This window comes from Streptomyces sp. NPDC047072 (genome assembly GCF_040643855.1).
Classification (GTDB): Bacteria; Actinomycetota; Actinomycetes; order Streptomycetales; family Streptomycetaceae; genus Streptomyces.
The window spans coordinates 1-18,713 of sequence record NZ_JBEYVC010000123.1; the positions used below are offsets into that span (position 1 = coordinate 1).

Genomic DNA, 18,713 nt, shown 5'->3' on the forward strand with positions numbered 1-18,713 from the left:
CGACGGGGCGGGGCTGGCGAGTTGGCTCGCGGACCCGCGGGCGGCGCCGCACGGCGGCGAGTCCGTGGCGAGCGTGTGCCGTCGGGTCGCCGACTGGCTGGACGCGCTCCCGCCCGACGCGGGCCGGGTGCTGGCGGTGGTCGAACAGGCCGTGGCCCGGGCCGCGGTGATCCACGCGCTGGGCGCTCCGCACGAGGCGTTCTGGCGGATCGACGTACCGCCCCTGACGTCCGTCCGGCTCACCGGCCGGGCGGGGCGCTGGAACCTGCGGACGGCCTAGGCGCGGCGGCTGTTCAGTCCTCGCCGACCACCGTCAGATCGTCGCCGAGCGCCACGGCGATCCGTGCGGCGCGGGCGTGGTCGTCCAGCCGCCGGGTGAGATAGGCGCAGGCGTGGCCGTGCCGCAACGACCACCAGGCCGCCGACCCGCCGATACCGCCCTTGGCGATCTTTCCCTTGTCGCGCACGAACCCCAGCGTCCAGGTCAGCCGGGTGCCGAAGACCTCGTCGAAGTCGGTGACTTGGGGGGTGAGGAGCGCGGTGTGCAGCTCGGGGCCCAGGAGTTGGCGTAGCGGCCCTTCTTCGTCCGTGAGCCGGGCGAAGAAGCCCGCCATGGTACTCGCCGTCGTCTGGAGGTTGGTCGCGCCGAACACCTGACTGCCGCCAGGCCCGGGAGTTCGTCCGGTCCGGGGACAGGGCGCCGTCCGGTATCTCCAACCACGGCCGCGCGTGCAGCTGTTGCGGCCGGTCGGGGTGCGCATACTCGAGGTCGGCGACCCGCTCCAAGTCCCCGTCCCGCACCCCGAACCAGGCGTCGAGACCGAGCGCGGGCCGTACGACGCCGTGGAACACCTCGCCCAACGTGGCTCCTACGGCGGCCCGCAGCACCCCGTCCACCAGGTGGCCGTAGGTCAGCGCGTGCTCGCCGAGGGAGGTGCCGGGGACGTACTCCGGAGCCGCCCCCTCCAGGCTGCGGCGCAGGCCGGTGTCGTCGAGCAGGTCGAGTCCGGCGGCCTCGGCGGGGAAGCGGGGCTGGCCCGCACGATGGGTGAGCAGCTGGCGGAGGGTGGTCCGGTCCTTGCCCCCGACGCCGTACTCCTTCCAGTGGCCGGCGATCGGCTCGTCGAGACTCAGGGCGCCGTCACGGACCGCCACCAACGCCGCGAGCGTCACGAAGGACTTGGAGAGGGAGTACGGCATGACGAGCGTGTCGTCACGCCATGGGCGGCTGCGCCCGGAGTCGGCCCAGCCCGCGCTCAGGCGCACCACCTCACGGCCTTCCCGCCAGACCGACACCCCCGCTCCCGTCTCCAGGCCCTCGTCCACCAACTCCTGTAGAACGACGCGTACTTGCTCGTATCCGGGCTCGGTGAACCCTTCGACCTCCATCGTGCCCCTCCGTCCGTCTCGCCGGATCCGGGTCAGGCTCCGGACAATACGGGGGAGGGGTATATGGAGCAACGGGTCGGCCGGTCAGACCCCTTGACGGGACATCAGGTCCCGCAGCGCCTCGGCGATGTCCGCCGGGGCCTCCTCCGCCATGAAGTGGCCGCAGGAGACGGTCGTATGACGAAGGTCGGCGGCCCATGCCTCCCACAGCGCGGTCGCCTCGTAGCCGAGCGCGGCGCCCCAGTCCTGCTGGAGCACGGTGACGGGCATCGTCAGCCGGTTGCCCGTCGCGCGGTCGGCCTCGTCGTGCTCGACGTCGACGCCCGCGGAGGCGCGGTAGTCGGCGACGATCGACGGGACCGCCTCGCGGCTGGCCCGCAGATACTCCGCCCGGATCTCCGGCGGGATCGCGTCGGGACGGTTCGTCCAGACGTCCAGGAAGTGCCCGAAGAACACGTCCGCGCTCGCGGAGATCATCCGCTCGGCGAGCCCCGGCGGCTGGGCCATCAGATAGAGGTGGAAGCCGACCGCGGCCGAGGTGCCGTGCAGGGCGTTCCACATGTCGAGGGTCGGGAGGATGTCCAGGCAGGCCAGGTGGGAGACCGCGTCCGGGTGGTCGAGGCCCGCCCGGAACGCCACGAGCGCGCCCCGGTCGTGCCCGGCCAGCGCGAACCGGTCGTGCCCCAGCTCCCGCGCCAGCGTCACGACGTCCTGGGCCATGGTCCGCTTGGAGTACGTGTCCGGCCCGTCCTCCCGTGGCTTGTCGCTGTCTCCGTAGCCGCGCAGGTCGGGGCAGATGACGGTGTGGTCGGCGGCCAGGTCCGCCGCGACGTGCCGCCACATGAGGTGGGTCTGCGGAAAGCCGTGCAGGAGGACGACGGGGGCGCCGGACCCGCCCACGGCCACGTGGAGGGAGACGTCCTCGGCGACCGGCACGCGGTGGTGGGCGAATCCGGGGAGGGTGGGTTTCACGGCTGGGCTCTCTTCGGTCGTGCGACAGGTCGTGTGTCAGGTCGTGTGACGAGCGGTGTACGGGGATGGCGGCCGGGCCCGGTGGCGCCGGTGTCCTCAGGATCCGGGGCGCGAATGAGCAGGCGATGAGCGCGTGTACGTTGAGGTGGTGCGTGTGATCGAGTTCGGCGTCCTCGGGGCGGTGGCCGCCTGGGACGGGACGGGGGAGCCGATCGCCCTGCGGGGGCCCAGGCACCGTGCGGTGCTCGCCCGGCTCCTGGTCGCCCGCCGCCGGGTCGTACCGGTACCGCTGCTGGTGGAGGACGTATGGGGTGGGCATCCGCCCGAGGACGCGGTGGGCACCCTGCGGACCTTCGTCGCCGCGCTCCGGCGGGCTCTGGAGCCGGAGCGGCCCCGCCGTACCCCGTCCCGGCTGCTCGTCACCGAAGGCCCCGGCTACGCCCTGCGCGCCGACGCGGACCGTGTCGACGCCTGGCGCTTCGAGCGCGTCCTCGCCGACGCGGCCACCCTGCCGCCCGCCCGGGCGGTGACCGAACTGACCACCGCGCTGGACCTGTGGCGCGGTCCTGCCTACGCCGACTTTCCCGAGGCACCATGGGCGCGCGCGGAACGCTCCCGGCTCACCGAGCTGCGCCTGACTGCTGTCGAGCGCCGGGCGGAGGCCCGGATCGGACTGGGGGCAGCCGCCGAGGCCGTACCCGACCTGGACGCACACCTCGCCGAGCACCCGTGGCGGGAGGACGCCTGGCACCTTCTCGCCGTGGCCCTGTACCGCTCCGGCCGCCAGGCCGACGCCCTGTCCGTCCTCCGGCGCGCCCGGCGCATGCTCCGCGAGCACCTCGGCGTGGAGCCGGGGCCCCGCCTGAACCGCACCGAGCAGGACATCCTCCGCCACGCCGACCACCTGGACCCGGGCCCGACGGACACGGCCACGCAGATCTGGGCGCGCGCTACGGCGTCGTACGAGAGCATGGCCGGGGGCCGGACCCGCCTCGAGTCGACGGCGGGCCTGATGCGCGACCTGGCGGTGACCGGCGGAGGCGGCCTGGTCGCGGCACGCCGGCACCGCGAGGCGGCCGTGGTGGCGGCGGAGCAACTCGGCGACCCGGAGCTGACGGCACGCGTCATCGGCGCCTACGACGTCCCCGCGATCTGGACCCGCTGCGACGACTCCGCCCAGGCAGCCCGCGTGGTGGCAGCGGCGGAGCGGACGCTGCGCGACTTGGCGCCGGACGCACACGAGGCGTCCCGGGCGCGGCTGCTGGCCACGATCGCGATCGAGTCGCGGGGCGTGCTCGTGGACGACCGCCCCCTCCGAGCCGCCCGAGAAGCCGTCCGCACCGCCCGCCGCCTCAACGACGCGCCCCTGCTCGTCTTCGCCCTCAACGGCCTTTTCATGCAGACCTTCGAGCGGGCCGGACTCGCCGGCCGACGCGACGCGATCGGTGCCGAGATCACGTCGGTCGCCGCACAGCACGGCCTGTTCACCTACGAGGTCCTCGGCCACCTGATCCGCCTGCAAAGCCACTGCGCGACAGCCGACTTCACGGCGGCCGACAGATACGCCTCCGCCGCCGACACTCTCGCCGAACGTCACGAACTGCCCCTCGTCTCCGTCTTCACCACCTGGTACCGGGCGCTGCGCACCGCCACGACGGAACCCCTGGAGGCCGGCGAGGCCGCGTACCGGGAAGCCGCCAAGTCCCTTGACGGCGCCGGGATGCCCGGCCTGGAGCAAGGCCTCCTGCCGCTCGCCCTGCTGTGCCTCCGTGTCCACCACGGTGCGCCGGTCACCGCCGACGAGCACGCCGACTGGGGACCCTACGAGCCGTGGGTGCGACCTCTGTTGCTGCTGGGCGAGGGCCGCGACCAGGACGCCGTACGCCTGCTGCGATCCGTACCGGAGCCACCCCGCGACCTCCTGTACGAGGCCCTGTGGACCCTCGTCGCCCGTGCGGCGATCCAAGTGGACGACCAAGCCCTGATGCACCGCGCGTACACCGCACTTGAACCGGCGAGGGGTCAACTCGCCGGAGCGGCCAGTGGATTGCTCACGGCAGGCTCCGTGACGGATCACCTGGACGCCTTGGGCCTGCTGCGATCGCAGTAGGCCGAAGTGTCTGCGAACGGCCAACGACGACAGCCCTGGGAACTGCGACCGTGAGAGCGGGCCGTGATCACCGGCCCGTTCTCACGGCATTTTCCGGGAAGGCTCGTCGATGTCATCTCTCGCCCGCTGGTGCCACAGGCACCGGCTCGTCGTCGTCCTCGCCTGGGTGGGGCTGTTGCTCGCCCTCGGCGCCGGGGTCGGCGCGGCCGGTAGCGACTTCGGCAACAGCCCGACCTCGCAGGACACCGACTCGGCCAGGGCGACGGCCCTGCTGCAGCAGTCGTCGAACAGCGCGGCGGGCAAGAGCGGCAGGGTCGTCTGGCAGTCCACGGACGGCAAGATCACCGGCCCGGTGGCGGAGAAGACGATGACCGAGGCGTTGGAGCACATCGCCGACGCCCCCGGGGTAGCGGCTGTGACCAGCCCCTATGCGCCGGACGGCAGGGGACAGGTCAGCAAGGACGGCGGCACGGCCTACGCCACGGTCGCGTTCGACCAGAACGTCTCCGACGCGCAGATCGACCACGTCAAGGAACTCGCGACGGCTCCGGAATCGGAGAGTCTGCGTATCGCGCTGAACGGGCAGGCGTTCACCGTCAACCCCGAGCCGAACGCCGTCGCCGACGCCATGGGCATCGTCCTCGCCTTCGTCGTGCTGCTGTTCGTGTTCCGGGCGGTGTGGGTGGCGGCACTGCCCATCATCACGGCCGTCGTCGGCGTCGGGACCTCCGCGGTCACCGTGATCCTGCTCAGCCACGTCATCACCCTGTCCGACACCACGCTCACCCTCGGATCGCTGATCGGCCTCGGCGTGGGCATCGACTACGCCCTGTTCGTCGTCAACCGGCACCGCGCCCACCTGACGGCGGGCATGGGCGTCGCCGACTCGACGGCCAAGGCCCTCGACACCTCCGGCCGTGCCGTGCTCTTCGCCGGGTTGACCGTCGTCGTCGCGCTGCTCGGCATGCTCACCCTCGACGTCGGCATCATCAACGGCATGGCGATCGGCGCGGCCGTCACCGTCGTCCTCACCGTGCTGGCCGCACTCACCCTGCTGCCGGCCCTGCTCGGGATGATCGGCACCCGGGTCCTCAGCCGCGGCGAACGCCGCGAACACGCCGGACGGGGCTCGGGCCGGCCCGGCCTGTGGGATCGGTGGGCCCTGCGGGTCCAGGCTCACCCCAAGGCCCTCGGGCTTACGGCCCTGGCCGTGCTGACGGCGCTCGCGTTCCCGACCCTCGCGCTGCGCCTGGGCGCCTCCGACGACGGCAACCTGCCCACGACCTCGACGAACCGCCAGGCGTACGACATGATCGCGGACGGCTTCGGGCCCGGCTTCAACGGCCCGCTCGTCCTGGCCGTCCAGGCTCCCACGACCGCGGACAAGGCAGCCGGGACGAGGCTGGTCACCGCTCTGGCTCAGGTCGACGGTGTCGCCAGTGCCGAGGCGGCACCGATGAAGGAGGGGCAGACGGTCGGCGTGATCTCCGTCGTCCCGACCACCTCGCCCCAGTCGGCCGCCACCTCCGACCTGATCCACCACCTGCGGGACGACGTGATCCCGAAGGCCGAGCAGGGCACGTCGATGAAGGTCTACGTGGGCGGGGTCACCGCGAGCAACGACGACTTCGCCTCGGTGCTGATGGGCAAGCTGCCGCTGTTCGTGCTGGTGATCGCCGCGCTCGGCTTCCTGCTGCTGACCGTCGCCTTCCGCAGTCTGCTCATCCCCGCGGTGGGCGCCGTACTGAACATCCTCAGTATCGGGGTGGCCTTCGGCGCCATCGTCGTCGTCTTCCAGTACGGCTTCGGCGCGGGCCTCCTCGGCCTCGGTTCGGCCGGACCGATCGAGTCGTTCGTGCCGATCCTGGTCGTCGGCATCATGTTCGGACTCTCCATGGACTACCAGGTCTTCCTGGTCAGCCGGATGCGCGAGGAGTGGGCGCACACCGGTGACAGCCGGCGAGCGGTCCGGGTCGGACAGGCCGAGACCGGCAAGGTGATCGCCGTCGCCGCCACCATCATGGTCTGCGTCTTCGGCTCCTTCGTCTTCGGCGGGATGCGCGTGATCTCGGAGTTCGGGGTCAGTCTCGCGGTGGCCGTCGCCGTGGACGCCCTCCTGATCCGGATGGTCGTCGTCCCCGCCCTGATGCACCTGTGCGGACGGGCCAACTGGTGGCTGCCCCGCCGGCTGGACAAGGCACTGCCCCGCGTGTCCGTGGAAGGCCCCGCGGACGAGCCGGTGCGACCGCGCCACCCGGTACGGGAGCCGCAGACCGCCGGAACGCGCGACTAGGGCCTTTCTGAGGGCTCCTGCCGGAGCGCCCGGGCGCGGCGAACCGACGATCGGGCGCGGTCCGGCCGGGCGGAGTTCTCCCGGCGTTCCGCCGGTCCGTGCTGCATACAGTGAGGAGGTGGACGTGGGAATGGTGGGGCGACAGTGGCTGGACCGTCATGACCGGATCCGGGACGCGCTCCCCGCGGTGCCGCTGGTCCTGGTCGCCGCCGCGGCGACCGCGGCCGGCAAGTCCAGCTGGCACGAGCCGCGTTGGGACGAGGTGGCATGGACGGCGCTGTCCTGTCTGCCCCTGACCGTCCGCAGTCGCCGGCCGCTCGCCGTCACCCTGGTCACGCTGGCGGCAGGTCTCACCCTGATGGCCCTCGAACCGGACTTCGCCCTGGCCCCCGCGGCGAGCCTGGTCGCCCTGTACACGCTCGCCACGCGCGGCAGCCGCCGTACCGCATGGACCGTCGGTCTGGCCGCCGGCGTGGCTGTCACGGGTGTCTATTCCGCCACCCACGAGGGGATCTTGGCGGGGGGAGTCAGCCTGCTGCGGTTCGACTTCGCGATCGCGGCCACCGCGCTGGGCCGCGCCGTCCGCAGCCGCCGCGACCACCTCGCCGAGGCCGCGGCCCGCGTGGAGCGCGCCGAGCGCATGCAGGAGGAGGAGGCCAGGCGCCGGGTGGCCGAGGAGCGCGTGCGGATCGCACGCGATCTGCACGACGTCGTGGCCCACCACATCACCCTCGTCAACGCCCAGGCGGGGGTGGCCCACCACCTCATGCGGGCCCACCCCGACCAGGCGTACGAGGCGCTGGCCCACATCAAGGACAACAGCCGTGCCGCACTCGACGAACTGCGCGCGACCGTCGGTCTGCTGCGCCGGCCCGACGACGCGCCCAGCACCCGGGCCCCCATTCCCCGCCTGGCCGATCTCGACAGCCTCGTCGGCGGATTCCGCACGAGCGGGCTCTCCGTGTGGGTGGCCCGCACCGGCACTCCCTCCCCGCTGCCGCCCGCCACCGAGCTCACCGCCTACCGCATCGTCCAGGAAGCCCTCACCAACACCCACAAGCACGCGTCCGCGACCCGGACCGCCGTGGTCCTGCACTACGGCGCGCACAGTCTGCGGGTCACCGTGACGGACGACGGGCGCCCCGGCTCGCCCAAGGGGGCGGGGACCGGCCACGGGCTCATGGGCATGCACGAGCGGGCCGTCGCCATCGGCGGAGCCGTCACGGCCGGCCCGCGCCCGGAAGGCGGCTTCCAGGTCGTCGCCGAACTGCCGCTCTCGCTCACCCCCGCCGTCTGACACCCGCGAGGAAGAACCGCCCATGACGATCCGCGTCCTGCTCGCCGACGATCAGGCCCTCCTGCGGGGCACCTTCAGGCTCCTCATCGACGCGCAGCCGGAACTGGAGGTCGTCGGGGAGGCATCCAACGGGCGGGAGGCGGTGCACCTCGCCAGGTCCGAGCGGGCCGACGTCGTGGTGATGGACATCCGGATGCCCGAGGTCGACGGCATCGAGGCCACCCGCCTGATCGCCCAGGACGAGGACCTGGCCGGAGTGAAGGTCCTCGTCCTCACCACCTTCGAGGAGGACGACCTCGTCATCGAGGCGCTCCGGGCCGGCGCGAGCGGCTTCCTGGGCAAGGGAGTCGAACCGGCGCAGCTCCTGGACGCCGTCCGGCTGGTCGCGGCCGGCGAGGCGTTGCTCTCGCCCGCGGTGACCAAGGGTCTCATCGCCCGCGCCCTCTCCCAGCCCGCTCCCGGCGATCTCGTCGACACCCGTCGGCTGGCCTCCCTCACGCCCCGGGAGCGAGAAGTGCTGGTCCTCGTGGCCGCCGGCCTGTCGAACGCGGAGATCGCCGAACGCTTCTTCGTCACCCCCGTCACCGTCAAGACCCACGCCAATCGCGCCATGGCCAAGCTCAACGCCCGAGACCGCGCCCAACTCGTCGTCATCGCCTACGAGTCCGGCCTGGTGCGCCCGGGAGAACGGCAGGCCTGAGCTCTCACCCGGCGCCGAAGTGACCCATCCGGACGGCCCGTTGACGTTCACACCTCAGTAGCACGACCCCGATCGAAGGAGTGTCATGCGTACGAGATCCAAGGGCTTGGCCGCACTGCTGGCGCTGCTGGGCGTCACCGCCTTCCTGTCCCCCGCGGAGGCCACCTCGGCGTCCCCGCCCCCGCCCGCCCCCGAGCGGATCGAGGTGAAGAGGCTGCCGCTGCCGCCCACCGCCCCCTCCAACGAGAGCGGATCCTGCACCCGTGTCGTGAACCCGCGCGGCACGGGTTGTGTCGCCGCCGGCTGGAGCAGCGGCTTACGGACCGGCGGTTTCCTTCCCGGCGGTCGGCTCGTCACCGCCAACGTGACCTTCGTCGGTGCTCCGGCCGCACCCGACCCGGCGAGCGTCTACAGCGGCAGCCAGCTGATCGCCGTACGAACGGACGGGAAGACCTTCCCGAACGGCGACGCGTGGAAGTGCCTGACGTGTGGCATACCGCCCGAGAACCGGCAGGGCATGAACGCGGACATCAGTTACCCCCAGCCGTTCGCCGACGGCCGCCGCGTGCTGTGGGGGACGAACGTCCTCGACTGCGGCCCCCACCGGCTCGCGTCGCCGGACTGCACCCCGGCCCGCCTGCGGGTGTACCCGATCCGGTGGAACACCAGCGCGGACGGCTCGGGAGCCGGAACCACGATCCGCGAACTGCGGCTCCACCCCGACCAGGTGCACCTCGGCTTCAACGCCACCACGGTCACGGCGGGACGGTTCGACCAGTACGGCTACTTCGCCCGGCTAGCGTTCGACCCGTCCCCCGACACGGGCACACCGCGGGCCCCGCGCTACGACCTGGAGAAGGTCACGCGCCTGTTCGACGCCACCACCACCGAACAACCGGTGCACGTCGACCCCGAGGCCCCCTCCAGGCTCGTCTTCGACGCCTCGGTGCCCTCCGTCGGCGAGCTGCGCGGCTTCTCGAAGGACGGCAGGGAGGTGTTCTACGTCGGGTTCCCGGCCGAATCCTCCAACATGGACCTGATGGCCGCCGACCTGCGGACGGGCAGGGTCCGCCGGGTGACGGCCGACCCCGGGTACACCGACCCCGTGGACTCGTCCCCGGACGACCGCTGGATCGTGGCGCTGGACACCCGCGGAAGCGACCGCATGACCTTCCTGTCGGGCATGACCGGCGTCCCGCCGATCACCGACCTGCTGAGCACCTCCGCCGTCTCCTCGGTGCGCAACAACGGTGACCGGCGCTTCTTCCAGCCCTATCTGATCGACCGGGAGGGCGACCGCGGCCGTTACCGGGGCCAGCGGCTCAACTACGCGAACACCTCCCCGGACTGGAACGCCGGAGCCGACCCGCGCTGGTCCCCGGACGGCACGGCGGTCGCGTACCACGAGCGCCTGGTGTCGGCGCCCTCCTGCGGCGGGGCGAATCCCCTGCCGTGTCCGGCGTCGCGGGAACCGGGAGGCCGCCGCACCCGGCTGATGCTCGCGGAGCTGGTGGACCGCGATCCGGTGCGTACCCGGCCGGTGAAGCCGGTCTCCGACCGGGTGCGGTGGGGCACGCCCTACGTCCCGGGCAGCGCGGTGCCGGAGCGGGCCTACCCGCCCCAGGGCACCTACACCCTGCGCGGGAAGGCGTCCGGCGGTGCGAAGGCCGACATCGTGTGGGACGAGGCGAGGACGGGCGTGCAGACCGTGTCGCTGCGCTACACGCGCTACTCGGACGACGGCAGGACCTTCCTCGACGGCACCGAGAGCGTGACGCGCGTCAGCCACAGCTCCACCCTGACCACGCTCGACTGGTACTCGGATCTGGTGAAGACCGGTCGGAGCGGCCAGGTGCTGGCCACCAAGAAGACCGGCGCCGACGGGTTCCATCTGACGATCGATCTGTGGGAGACGGTCTTCCGGGCGACCGGCACGCTCACCACGACAGTCGGCGGCCGGACGTACACCCAGCCCGCGAACGGCACCTGAGGTCTCCCCGGCCGCGGGGAATGCGGGGCCCCCGGACCGCGTTGACCGACGTGACTGACATGCACGGGCCAACCGCCCGTGATGCGGTCGGAAGGAGCACCTCATGGCACGCACCACCGTGCGCCCGGTCGTCCGGCTGAAGTCGACCGCCGGCACCGGCGTCACCTACGTCACCCGCAAGAACCGCCTCAACGACCCCGACCGGCTCGTGCTGCGCAAGTACGACCGGGTGGCGGGGGAGCACGTCCTCTTCCGCGAAGAGCGCTGACCCCCGGCCCCGTCCGGAGTTCCGGCCCGGCCCCCCCATTGCAGGGGCCGGGCCTTTCGTTGCGGCAGACATCTTGACCTCGCCCCCGCCCACGGCTTAGCGTTCCGGCGTTTGTGAGGGATTGAAACGATTCAACTCATCCTTGGGGCACTGACATGCATGAAGCCGACCCGCAGCGCGGCGGGATGTCCCGGCGTACGGTCCTGGCCGCCGGACTGACCGTGGGCGCCGCGGCCGCGTTCGGGACGATCCCGTCCGCGGCCGCTCAGGCGACGCCCGGAACCGACTGGTTCACCTCGCCCGCCCGCGCGGTGCGCCCCAGGTTCCGCTGGTGGTGGCCGGACGGCCTGGTCGACCCCGACGAGATCGCCCGCGAGATAGACCAGATCGCCGACGCGGGCTTCGGCGGGGTCGAGATCGCCGCCGTCCACCACAGCGTCAAGGACAAGTCGGTCCTGGACACCGCCCACCACGGCTGGGGCAGTGGGCCGTGGCGGGAGGGTGTCGAGGCCGCGCTGCGCAGAGCGGTGAGACGGGGCGTGACCGTCGACCTCACCCTCGGCCCCAGCTGGCCCGTGGCCATCCCCGGTCTCACCCCCGACGACGAGGCCGCCGCGAAGGAACTCGTCCACGGCCGCGTCTCGTTGGCCGGCGGCACGACTTACCAGGGTCCCGTCCCGCCTCCCGGGCACGCCCCGGCCTCCGGAGTGACACGCCAGCAACTCCTCGCAGTCCAGGCGGCCTTGGTCGCCCCCGCCAACTCCACCCGCAAGGAGACGGGCCTCGATCCCGCCAGTGTGCTCGACCTGACGGACTCCGTGACCGACTCCACCCTGACCTGGACGGCTCCCGAGGGCGGCGACTGGGTCCTGATCGCCTACTGGGTGCGCGGCTCCGCCCAGCAGCCCGAGTCCGGTCCGCACTCCGCGCCCGCCGCCTACGTCGTCGACCACTTCAGCCCCGCGGGCACCCGCGCGGTCACCTCCTACTGGGAGGACCACGTCCTGACGCCGTCCGTGCGACGGCTGTTGAAGGCCACGGGCGGCTCCTTCTTCGAGGACTCGGTGGAGCTGGAGACCGACGGGCTGACCTGGACGACGGGACTGCCCGCCGCGTTCGAGAAGCACACCGGGCGGCCGCTGCTGCCGTACCTTCCGGCGATCGTGCTCGACAAGAGCAACCAAGTCTTCGCGTTCGAGGCCCAGTTGACCCGCCAGATCCGGCACGACTTCTGGGAGACGGTCTCCGGACTCTTCAACCGCCACCATCTGCGCGGCCTGCGCGACTGGGCGCACTCCTACGACATGACCCTGCGCTCGCAGCCCTACGGCCTCCAGACGGACGCCATCGCCTCGGCCGCGATCCTCGACATCCCCGAAGGCGAGTCCCTCGGCTTCAAGAACCTCGACGACTACCGCTGTCTGGCTGGCGGCAGGGACATGGCCGGGCACACCGTGCTGTCCTGCGAGGCGGGCGCCTACAACGGCACGGCCTACAGCACCACTTGGGACCGCTTCCTGCGCACCATGGGCGGCGCCTACGCGGCCGGCGTCAACCAGACCGTCGTCCACGGCTTCTCCTACGCCACCGTCCCCGGCGCCGAATGGCCCGGCTTCGCCGCCTTCAGCCCGTACAACGGCGCTCCCGGCTACGGCGAGTCCTGGGGACCCCGCCAGCCGACCTGGCGGCACGTCGAGGACATCGCCGGTTATCTCGGCCGCGTCCACAGCGTGCTCCAGAGCGGCACCGCCCGCGCGGACGTGGCGATCCTGCGCCAGACCGGCTACACCGCCACCGGCATCGGCGCGTCCTGGTTCACGGCGACCGGCGTCCCGCTCGGCTGGACCCACCAGTTCCTCAGCTCACCCCTGCTCGACCTGCCTTCCGCCACCGTCTCCGGCGGCCGGCTCGCCCCGGACGGCCTCGCCTACAAGGCGCTGTTCATCGAGGGCGACTTCTTCTACGGCTCCACGCCCACCCTTGCCGTCTCGGACGCCCGCAAGGTGCTCGCCCTGGCCGAGGCGGGCCTGCCCGTGGTCCTGCTCGGCGCCTTCGACGCACTGACCCCCGGCGTCCCGGCCGAGGGCGAGACGGACCAACTGCGCGCCGTCCTCGCCCGGTTGCTCGCGCTGCCCCATGTCCGCAGGGTCACCGACAAGGCGCTGGTCGGCGACGCCCTGGCCGCGCTCGGCGTCACCGCCGACGTACGGCACGCGACCGTGTCCACGCTCCTCAACGCCCACCGGGCCACCGCCGACGCGGACTTCTACTACCTCTGCAACGGCAAGCACGCCGAGACGGTCAAGCCGCCGGTGGCCGCGATCGACCACGACGTCACCCTGCGCCGCACCCGCCGCGGCAGGACCGTGCCGTATCTGCTGAACCCCTGGACGGGCGAGGCGGTACGGCTGGCCCGGTACACCGAGGACGGCGACGACGTGACCCTGCGCGTCACGCTCCAGCCCGGCGAGACGATGATCGTCGCCCTGGGACGGCCCGGACTCTTCGGCGACCGGTACGGCAACAGCCCGCACGCCGTGGCCACCGAAGCCGACGAGGTGCTGTTCACCGGGCGGGGCCTCGCCGTACGGGCCGCTTCGGCGGGCACCTGGACCACCCGGCTGTCGCAGGGGCGTACCGTCACCACGACCACCCCGGCCGTGCCCGCGCCGATCACGCCCGCACGCTGGGAGCTGGAGGTCGACGACTGGTACCCGGGCGCGGACGCCACCCGGACCGACCACGTCCGGGTCTCCGTCACTCTCGACGCGCTCCGCCCCTGGTCGCAGATACCCGAACTGACCGACTCCGCCGGTATCGGCCGGTACCGCACCACGGTCGTGCTGCCGGACGACTGGACGGCCGCGCACGGCGCGCATCTGGAACTCGGGCAGGTCAGCGACACGTTCCGGGTGACCGTCAACGGCAGGAGGCTGCCGCCCGTCGCCCGGCTGAACCCGGTCGTCGACGTCGGCCCCTGGATGCGGCGTGGCACTAACACCGTCGAGATCGAGGTGGCGACCCCGCTTCTCAACCGCCTCAGGGTCGCCCGGCCGGCGGTGTTCGGCGGTTCGGCACGCCAGGACCACGGGCTCGTCGGACCGGTCCGGCTTGTGCCGTACGCCCAGATGACCGTGGGCTGAGCGGGAGCGTGGCCTGAACGGACGGCGGGCGCACTCACCGGGTGCGCCCGCCCTGTGATGTGACGGAGCGTCAGCAGTCCGGGACGCCCGCGATCTTCACGCCGCCCCGCAGGTACAGGTTGTTCACGTAGGCGATGTCACTGCCCGAGAACTCCTGCACCGCCGTCCACCAGTTGTTGGTGCCGACCGCGGGGTCGGTGACGGTCTGCCCCTGCTTCTGGCAGACGGCGTCCAGCCAGTACTTCGAACGCGTCGCCAGGATCCCGGAGTCCCGGGTCGGCTGGGCGCGCAGGTTCACGTCGGTCGCCCAGATGTAGACGTCGGTGAGGGTCGGGTCCCCGCCGGTCGCCGTGGCCGGGCCCGCGGGCGCGGCCGACGCGGAGCCGGCGAGTGCGCCCGCGGCCAGCGCGGTGGCCGCGAGGGCGACGACGGAACGGCGGATCAGACTGCGCATGGGTGGTTCCCCCTGGTCGTGGTGGCTGCGATGGTCGTGGGTCAGCACTTCGCCGAGACGGGCAGTCCGCCGCGCTCGTCACCCTTGAGGTAGACGGCGCTGACATACCCCTCCACGAGCTGCACCCAGATGTTGTTGGTGTAGCCGTTGTCGGTGATGGTCTCGCCGTAGGTCCAGCAGTAGGCGCCCCGCGGCTGGCCCTTCGGGACACTGCCGACCTTCTCGGTCTGGCTGGACGGCCCCTTCCGGACGTTGACGGTCTCGTACGGCTCCACCACGTAGGGCGCCGCCAGCACCTGGGCCGGACCCTGAGCGGCGTCGGAGGAGGCGGCGACGGCGTTCGTGGCGGTGAGCGGGCCGAGCACGGCGATCGCTCCGGCGCCCACGAGGGCGGCCCTGGTGAGGACGGATACGGTCATGGTGTTACCCCCTGTGGTGATGCGGCCTGCGCAGCACTCTAGGGAGAGACGGTGCCCGTGGGACCCTGACACTTCTCAGGGTCCGACGGCCGTCAGGCGGTCGTCGCGGACCGGGCCGGACGAGGCGGCAGCAGGGCCAGGTGCTCCTCGTGGACCGGGCCGAAGTTGCTGGTTTCCCCCAGCCCCATGTGCAGGGGCCGGGGTGAGGTCGTCAGGATCCCCGGGGCCGTCGTCAGGGCGTCCGGGTGCAGTACAGGAACACGTGCGGTTCGGCGGTGCCGTCCGGGTGGTCCGGGGTGTAGAGCACGTTCCGCTCGGACTCCACCGAAAGGCCCGCCCCGCGTACGACGGCCTTGAGCGCGTCGGCGTCGAAGCTGGTGGCCCGCACCGGCTGCCCCATGAAGTCGACGGGGAAGTCCTCGACGTCCGCGGGCACGGTGGCGAGCACCAGGGAGCCGCCCGGCCGCAGCGCCCGCGCCAGCCGGCCGAGCAGCTCCGACTGGTCCGCGCGGGACAGCTGGAGGAGTGAGAAGTACACGCAGACCGCGTCGAACTCACCCTCCTCCAGCGGTACTTCGCGGATGTCGACGAGCCGGAACGTGGCCTCCGGCACCTGGCGGGCGGCCAGTTCGACCATGACGGGGGAGACGTCGACCCCCAGCACCTCGTGGCCCGCGGCCGCCAGCGTCGACGCGGTGGGCCGGCCGGTGCCGCTGCCCACGTCCAGGACCCGGCTGCCGGGCGCCAGCCGGCCGAGCAGCCACTCCAGCGAGGCCAGATGCGCCTCGGAGCGGGCGAACGCCTTCTCGTAGGTGAGCCCGAGCGCGTCGAAGACCGCCGCCGCCCGCTGTCCGTGCCCGTCGTCGACCACGACACGCCTCCCCGTAGTGGTGTGCTGGGCGGGCATCGTCGCATCCTCGCGCCCCGGCCCACAACGGCCCGGCTTGCGGACGAACGCCGAGGCGGGGCAGGGTTTCGCCGTGCCCACTCTGCTGATCGTGCATCACACGCCCTCGCCGAACTGCCAGGCGATGTTCGAGGCCGTGGTCGCCGGGGCGACGGCGCCGGAGATCGAGGGCGTGCGGGTCGTCCGGCGCGCCGCCCTGTCCGCCACCGCGTCGGACGTCCTGGAGGCGGACGCGTTCCTCCTCGGCACCCCGGCCAACCTCGGCTACATGTCCGGTGCCCTCAAGCACTTCTTCGACCAGGTGTACTACCCCTGCCTCGACGAGACGCGCGGGCGCCCGTTCGGCTGCTACGTGCACGGCGGCAACGACGTCACCGGCGCCCTGCGCGGGATCGACGCGATCACCACCGGGCTCGGCTGGCGCCGGGCCGTCGAGCCGGTGACGGTGACCGGCGAGCCGTCCAAGGTGGACATCGAGGCGTGCTGGGAGCTGGGGGCGACCGTGGCGGCCGGACTCATGGGCTGACCGGGCCTCCGGGTGTCACCAGCCCGGTTTCGTAGGCGAGGACGACCGCCTGGACGCGGTCGCGCAGGTCGAGTTTGGACAGGATCCGGCCGATGTGCGTCTTCACCGTCGTCTGGCTGAGGAACAGCCGCTCGGCCAACTCGGCGTTGCTGAGCCCCGTCCCGAGCAGCCGCAGCACTTCCAGCTCGCGGGGCGTCAGCCCCGACAGACCGGCGTGCGCCACGGCCGGGGACGGCGCCTCCTCCCGCTGGGCGAACCGCTCGATGAGGCGGCGGGTGATCGTGGGCGCCAGCAGGGCGTCCCCGGACCGCACCAGTCGTACGGCGGCCACCAGGTGCTCGGGGGTGACGTCCTTGAGCAGGAAGCCGCTGGCCCCCGCGGTGAGCGCCGCGTAGACGTAGTGGTCGAGGTCGTACGTGGTCAGGATGATCACGCGGACCTCGCCCGCACCGTCGTCGGCGAGGATCCGCCGGGTGGCCTCGATGCCGTCCATGCCGGGCATCCGGATGTCCATCAGGACGACGTCCGGCCGGGTCGCGCGGACCGCGGCGACCGCCTCCGCCCCGTCGGCCGCCTCGGCGGTCACGTCGATGCCGTCCGCCGCGAGGATCATCCCGAACCCGGTCCGTACGAGGGCCTGGTCGTCGGCGATGACGGCCCGCAGCCGCTCACCGTTCACGCCGTCAGTCAACGCGACCTCCTCGCCACGCGGTCGGTCGGCCCGGTCTCTCGCCCACGCCGTCGCCCGATGCCATTGAGCTGCTTACGCCGGCGCCCGGTGCGGCCTGGTCCCTCACGCCGTCCGCCACGGCACCTCCGCCCGGATCCGCCAGCCGCCGGCGAGCGTCGGGCCCGCCGTCAGCTCGCCGCCGTAGACCGCGAGGCGCTCGCGCAGCCCGATCAGCCCGCGCCCGTTGCCCTCCGTCGTCCCCGCCGCGCGGACGGGCCCGGTGTCCATGATCTCGATCTCCAGCCGGTTCTCGCGCCAGCCGACCGTGACGAGTGCCTCCGCGCCGGGCGCGTGCTTGAGGGTGTTCGTGAGCGCTTCCTGGACGACCCGGTAGGCCGTGAGGTCCACGCCGGGAGGGAGCGGTTCGGGCGGCAGGGAGATCGAGACGCCGACCGGAGTCCCGGCCGCCCGCACCCGGTCGATCAGGGCGTCCAACTGCCCGAGCCCCGGCTGGGGTTCGAGACCGTCCGGGGGCGTGTCGAGGGAGCGGCCGACGTCCGGCGCGGCCAACAGGCCCATCACATGCCGGAGTTCGGCCATCGCGGCCCGCCCACCGGCCTCGACCGCGAGCAGCGCCTCCTTGGACCGCTCCGGCGCCGCGTCCATGACCTTGCGCGCCGCCCCCGCCTGGATCACCATCACGCTCACATTGTGGGTCACGACGTCGTGCAACTCGGCGGCGATACGCGCCCGTTCCTCCGCCACGGCCTGCCGCGTCGCCTCCTCGTGCTCCTGCTCCAGCTGGGCGAACCGGTCCCGTGTGTCCGCCATCCGCCGCCGCCAGAACCGCACCAGGTTGGCCACCACCCCGGCCACCAGCAGCACCACCCCGGGGCTCGACCAGCCCGGCAACACCGGATCCGTCCCCCGGAAGGCCACCCCCGCCAGGACGGCGGCCACGGTCAGCCCGGCCATCGCCCCCGCCCGGTACCTGCTGTACATGACGGCGGTGTACGCGCCGATGCCACAGGTCAGCACCGTGATCCAGGAGGCTTTGTCGCCGATGGCCAGAGCAGCGCCGAGCGTCACCGTGAACACGGCCAGCGGATACCGGCGGCGCGCCGCCAGGGGCAGCACCGACAGGATCACCAGCAGCACCGGTGGGCCGGCGACAACGTCGCCCTCCATGGGCCCTTCGACCGGCTCGGCCACCGGAGGAGGCGTCGGAGGTGCCTCGGGCACCGGGTGGTCCGGAGGGCTGGGGCGAACAGGAAGGCTGGGGCGGACAGGCAGGCCCTGCTCGACCTTCGTCATGTGCACCGGCCCGTCACCGGGATAGCGCGCCGCCACGATCAGCGCGACGACCGTCAGCAGCACGGCCAGCACCACATCGGCCCACACGGCCCGCCGTGACAGCGGGGCCGGCCTCGCCCCCGGACGGAAGGCCGACCGCAGCTGCCGCCGCCACGCCCACCGGAACTCCGTCTCCATCCGCACATTGTGCTGCGCCCCCGCGCGGACGCGCGTCCCCCTTCGCGGTCACCGCCCCGTCCACGAGGCGTACTTCGCAGGGAT

Annotated in this window: 16 protein-coding genes and 1 pseudogene; 9 read left to right on the forward strand and 8 right to left on the reverse strand. The window is 72.6% G+C overall.

The window, feature by feature from the left end; translation table 11 throughout:
• Positions 1–280 (forward strand): histidine phosphatase family protein (locus tag ABZ896_RS36615; protein WP_360938866.1); only part of this gene is annotated, 280 nt, incomplete at its 5' end.
• Positions 281–293: 13 nt separating this feature from the next.
• Here the strand turns inward: ABZ896_RS36615 and ABZ896_RS36620 are convergent.
• The 3 genes and pseudogenes from ABZ896_RS36620 to ABZ896_RS36630 form a co-directional block, all read right to left on the reverse strand.
• On the reverse strand, positions 294–761 hold the full coding sequence (locus ABZ896_RS36620) for a serine hydrolase (protein ID WP_360938868.1): 468 nt from the start codon (positions 759–761) through the stop codon (positions 294–296).
• A 37-nt stretch (positions 762–798) separates the two neighbouring features.
• Positions 799–1,389 (reverse strand): annotated as a pseudogene (locus ABZ896_RS36625) (serine hydrolase domain-containing protein); the annotation flags it as partial.
• A gap of 84 nt (positions 1,390–1,473) precedes the next feature.
• A complete protein-coding gene (locus ABZ896_RS36630; RefSeq protein WP_360938870.1) occupies positions 1,474–2,361 on the reverse strand; it encodes an alpha/beta hydrolase in 888 nt (295 codons plus the stop codon).
• 148 nt (positions 2,362–2,509) lie between these two features.
• On the opposite strand from ABZ896_RS36630, the gene ABZ896_RS36635 reads away from it, so the two are divergent.
• The 7 genes from ABZ896_RS36635 to ABZ896_RS36665 all read left to right on the forward strand — a co-directional run bounded on the left by ABZ896_RS36635 (position 2,510) and on the right by ABZ896_RS36665 (position 14,162).
• Complete coding sequence (locus ABZ896_RS36635) at positions 2,510–4,471, forward strand: AfsR/SARP family transcriptional regulator (RefSeq protein WP_360938872.1); 1,962 nt, start codon at positions 2,510–2,512, stop codon at positions 4,469–4,471.
• A 109-nt stretch (positions 4,472–4,580) separates the two neighbouring features.
• A complete protein-coding gene (locus tag ABZ896_RS36640; RefSeq protein WP_360938874.1) occupies positions 4,581–6,764 on the forward strand; it encodes an MMPL family transporter in 2,184 nt (727 codons plus the stop codon).
• Positions 6,765–6,882: 118 nt separating this feature from the next.
• Positions 6,883–8,061: a histidine kinase gene (locus tag ABZ896_RS36645; protein ID WP_360938876.1), complete on the forward strand. Its 1,179-nt coding sequence runs from the start codon at positions 6,883–6,885 to the stop codon at positions 8,059–8,061.
• A gap of 22 nt (positions 8,062–8,083) precedes the next feature.
• Positions 8,084–8,761, forward strand: coding sequence for a response regulator transcription factor (locus ABZ896_RS36650; RefSeq protein ID WP_360938878.1), 678 nt, complete (start codon positions 8,084–8,086; stop codon positions 8,759–8,761).
• An 85-nt stretch (positions 8,762–8,846) separates the two neighbouring features.
• Positions 8,847–10,751, forward strand: a complete 1,905-nt coding sequence (locus tag ABZ896_RS36655; RefSeq protein WP_360938880.1) for a hypothetical protein — start codon at positions 8,847–8,849, stop codon at positions 10,749–10,751.
• A gap of 103 nt (positions 10,752–10,854) precedes the next feature.
• Positions 10,855–11,019, forward strand: coding sequence for a 50S ribosomal protein L33 (gene rpmG, locus ABZ896_RS36660; protein ID WP_360938882.1), 165 nt, complete (start codon positions 10,855–10,857; stop codon positions 11,017–11,019).
• Positions 11,020–11,174: 155 nt separating this feature from the next.
• Positions 11,175–14,162 (forward strand): glycosyl hydrolase, encoded by a 2,988-nt coding sequence (locus ABZ896_RS36665; protein WP_360938884.1) that lies wholly within the window; start codon positions 11,175–11,177, stop codon positions 14,160–14,162.
• Between the two features lie 70 nt (positions 14,163–14,232).
• Here ABZ896_RS36665 and ABZ896_RS36670 read toward each other — a convergent pair whose 3' ends face one another.
• From ABZ896_RS36670 to ABZ896_RS36680, 3 genes are all read right to left on the reverse strand, one after another.
• Positions 14,233–14,616, reverse strand: a complete 384-nt coding sequence (locus tag ABZ896_RS36670; protein WP_360938886.1) for a peptidase M23 — start codon at positions 14,614–14,616, stop codon at positions 14,233–14,235.
• Positions 14,617–14,657: 41 nt separating this feature from the next.
• Positions 14,658–15,035, reverse strand: coding sequence for an SH3 domain-containing protein (locus ABZ896_RS36675; RefSeq protein WP_360938888.1), 378 nt, complete (start codon positions 15,033–15,035; stop codon positions 14,658–14,660).
• 232 nt (positions 15,036–15,267) lie between these two features.
• Positions 15,268–15,942 (reverse strand): class I SAM-dependent methyltransferase, encoded by a 675-nt coding sequence (locus ABZ896_RS36680; RefSeq protein WP_360938890.1) that lies wholly within the window; start codon positions 15,940–15,942, stop codon positions 15,268–15,270.
• A gap of 73 nt (positions 15,943–16,015) precedes the next feature.
• Here ABZ896_RS36680 and ABZ896_RS36685 point away from each other — a divergent pair, with 73 nt between their 5' ends.
• Positions 16,016–16,468 carry an NAD(P)H-dependent oxidoreductase gene (locus ABZ896_RS36685; protein ID WP_360938892.1) on the forward strand — a complete coding sequence of 151 codons (453 nt, stop codon included), beginning with the start codon at positions 16,016–16,018 and terminating at the stop codon, positions 16,466–16,468.
• Here the strand turns inward: ABZ896_RS36685 and ABZ896_RS36690 are convergent.
• Complete coding sequence (locus tag ABZ896_RS36690; protein ID WP_360938894.1) at positions 16,458–17,159, reverse strand: response regulator transcription factor; 702 nt, start codon at positions 17,157–17,159, stop codon at positions 16,458–16,460. The genes ABZ896_RS36685 and ABZ896_RS36690 overlap by 11 nt on opposite strands.
• Before the next feature lie 102 nt (positions 17,160–17,261).
• On the reverse strand, positions 17,262–18,629 hold the full coding sequence (locus tag ABZ896_RS36695) for a histidine kinase (protein ID WP_360938896.1): 1,368 nt from the start codon (positions 18,627–18,629) through the stop codon (positions 17,262–17,264).
• Positions 18,630–18,713: the final 84 nt, after the last annotated feature.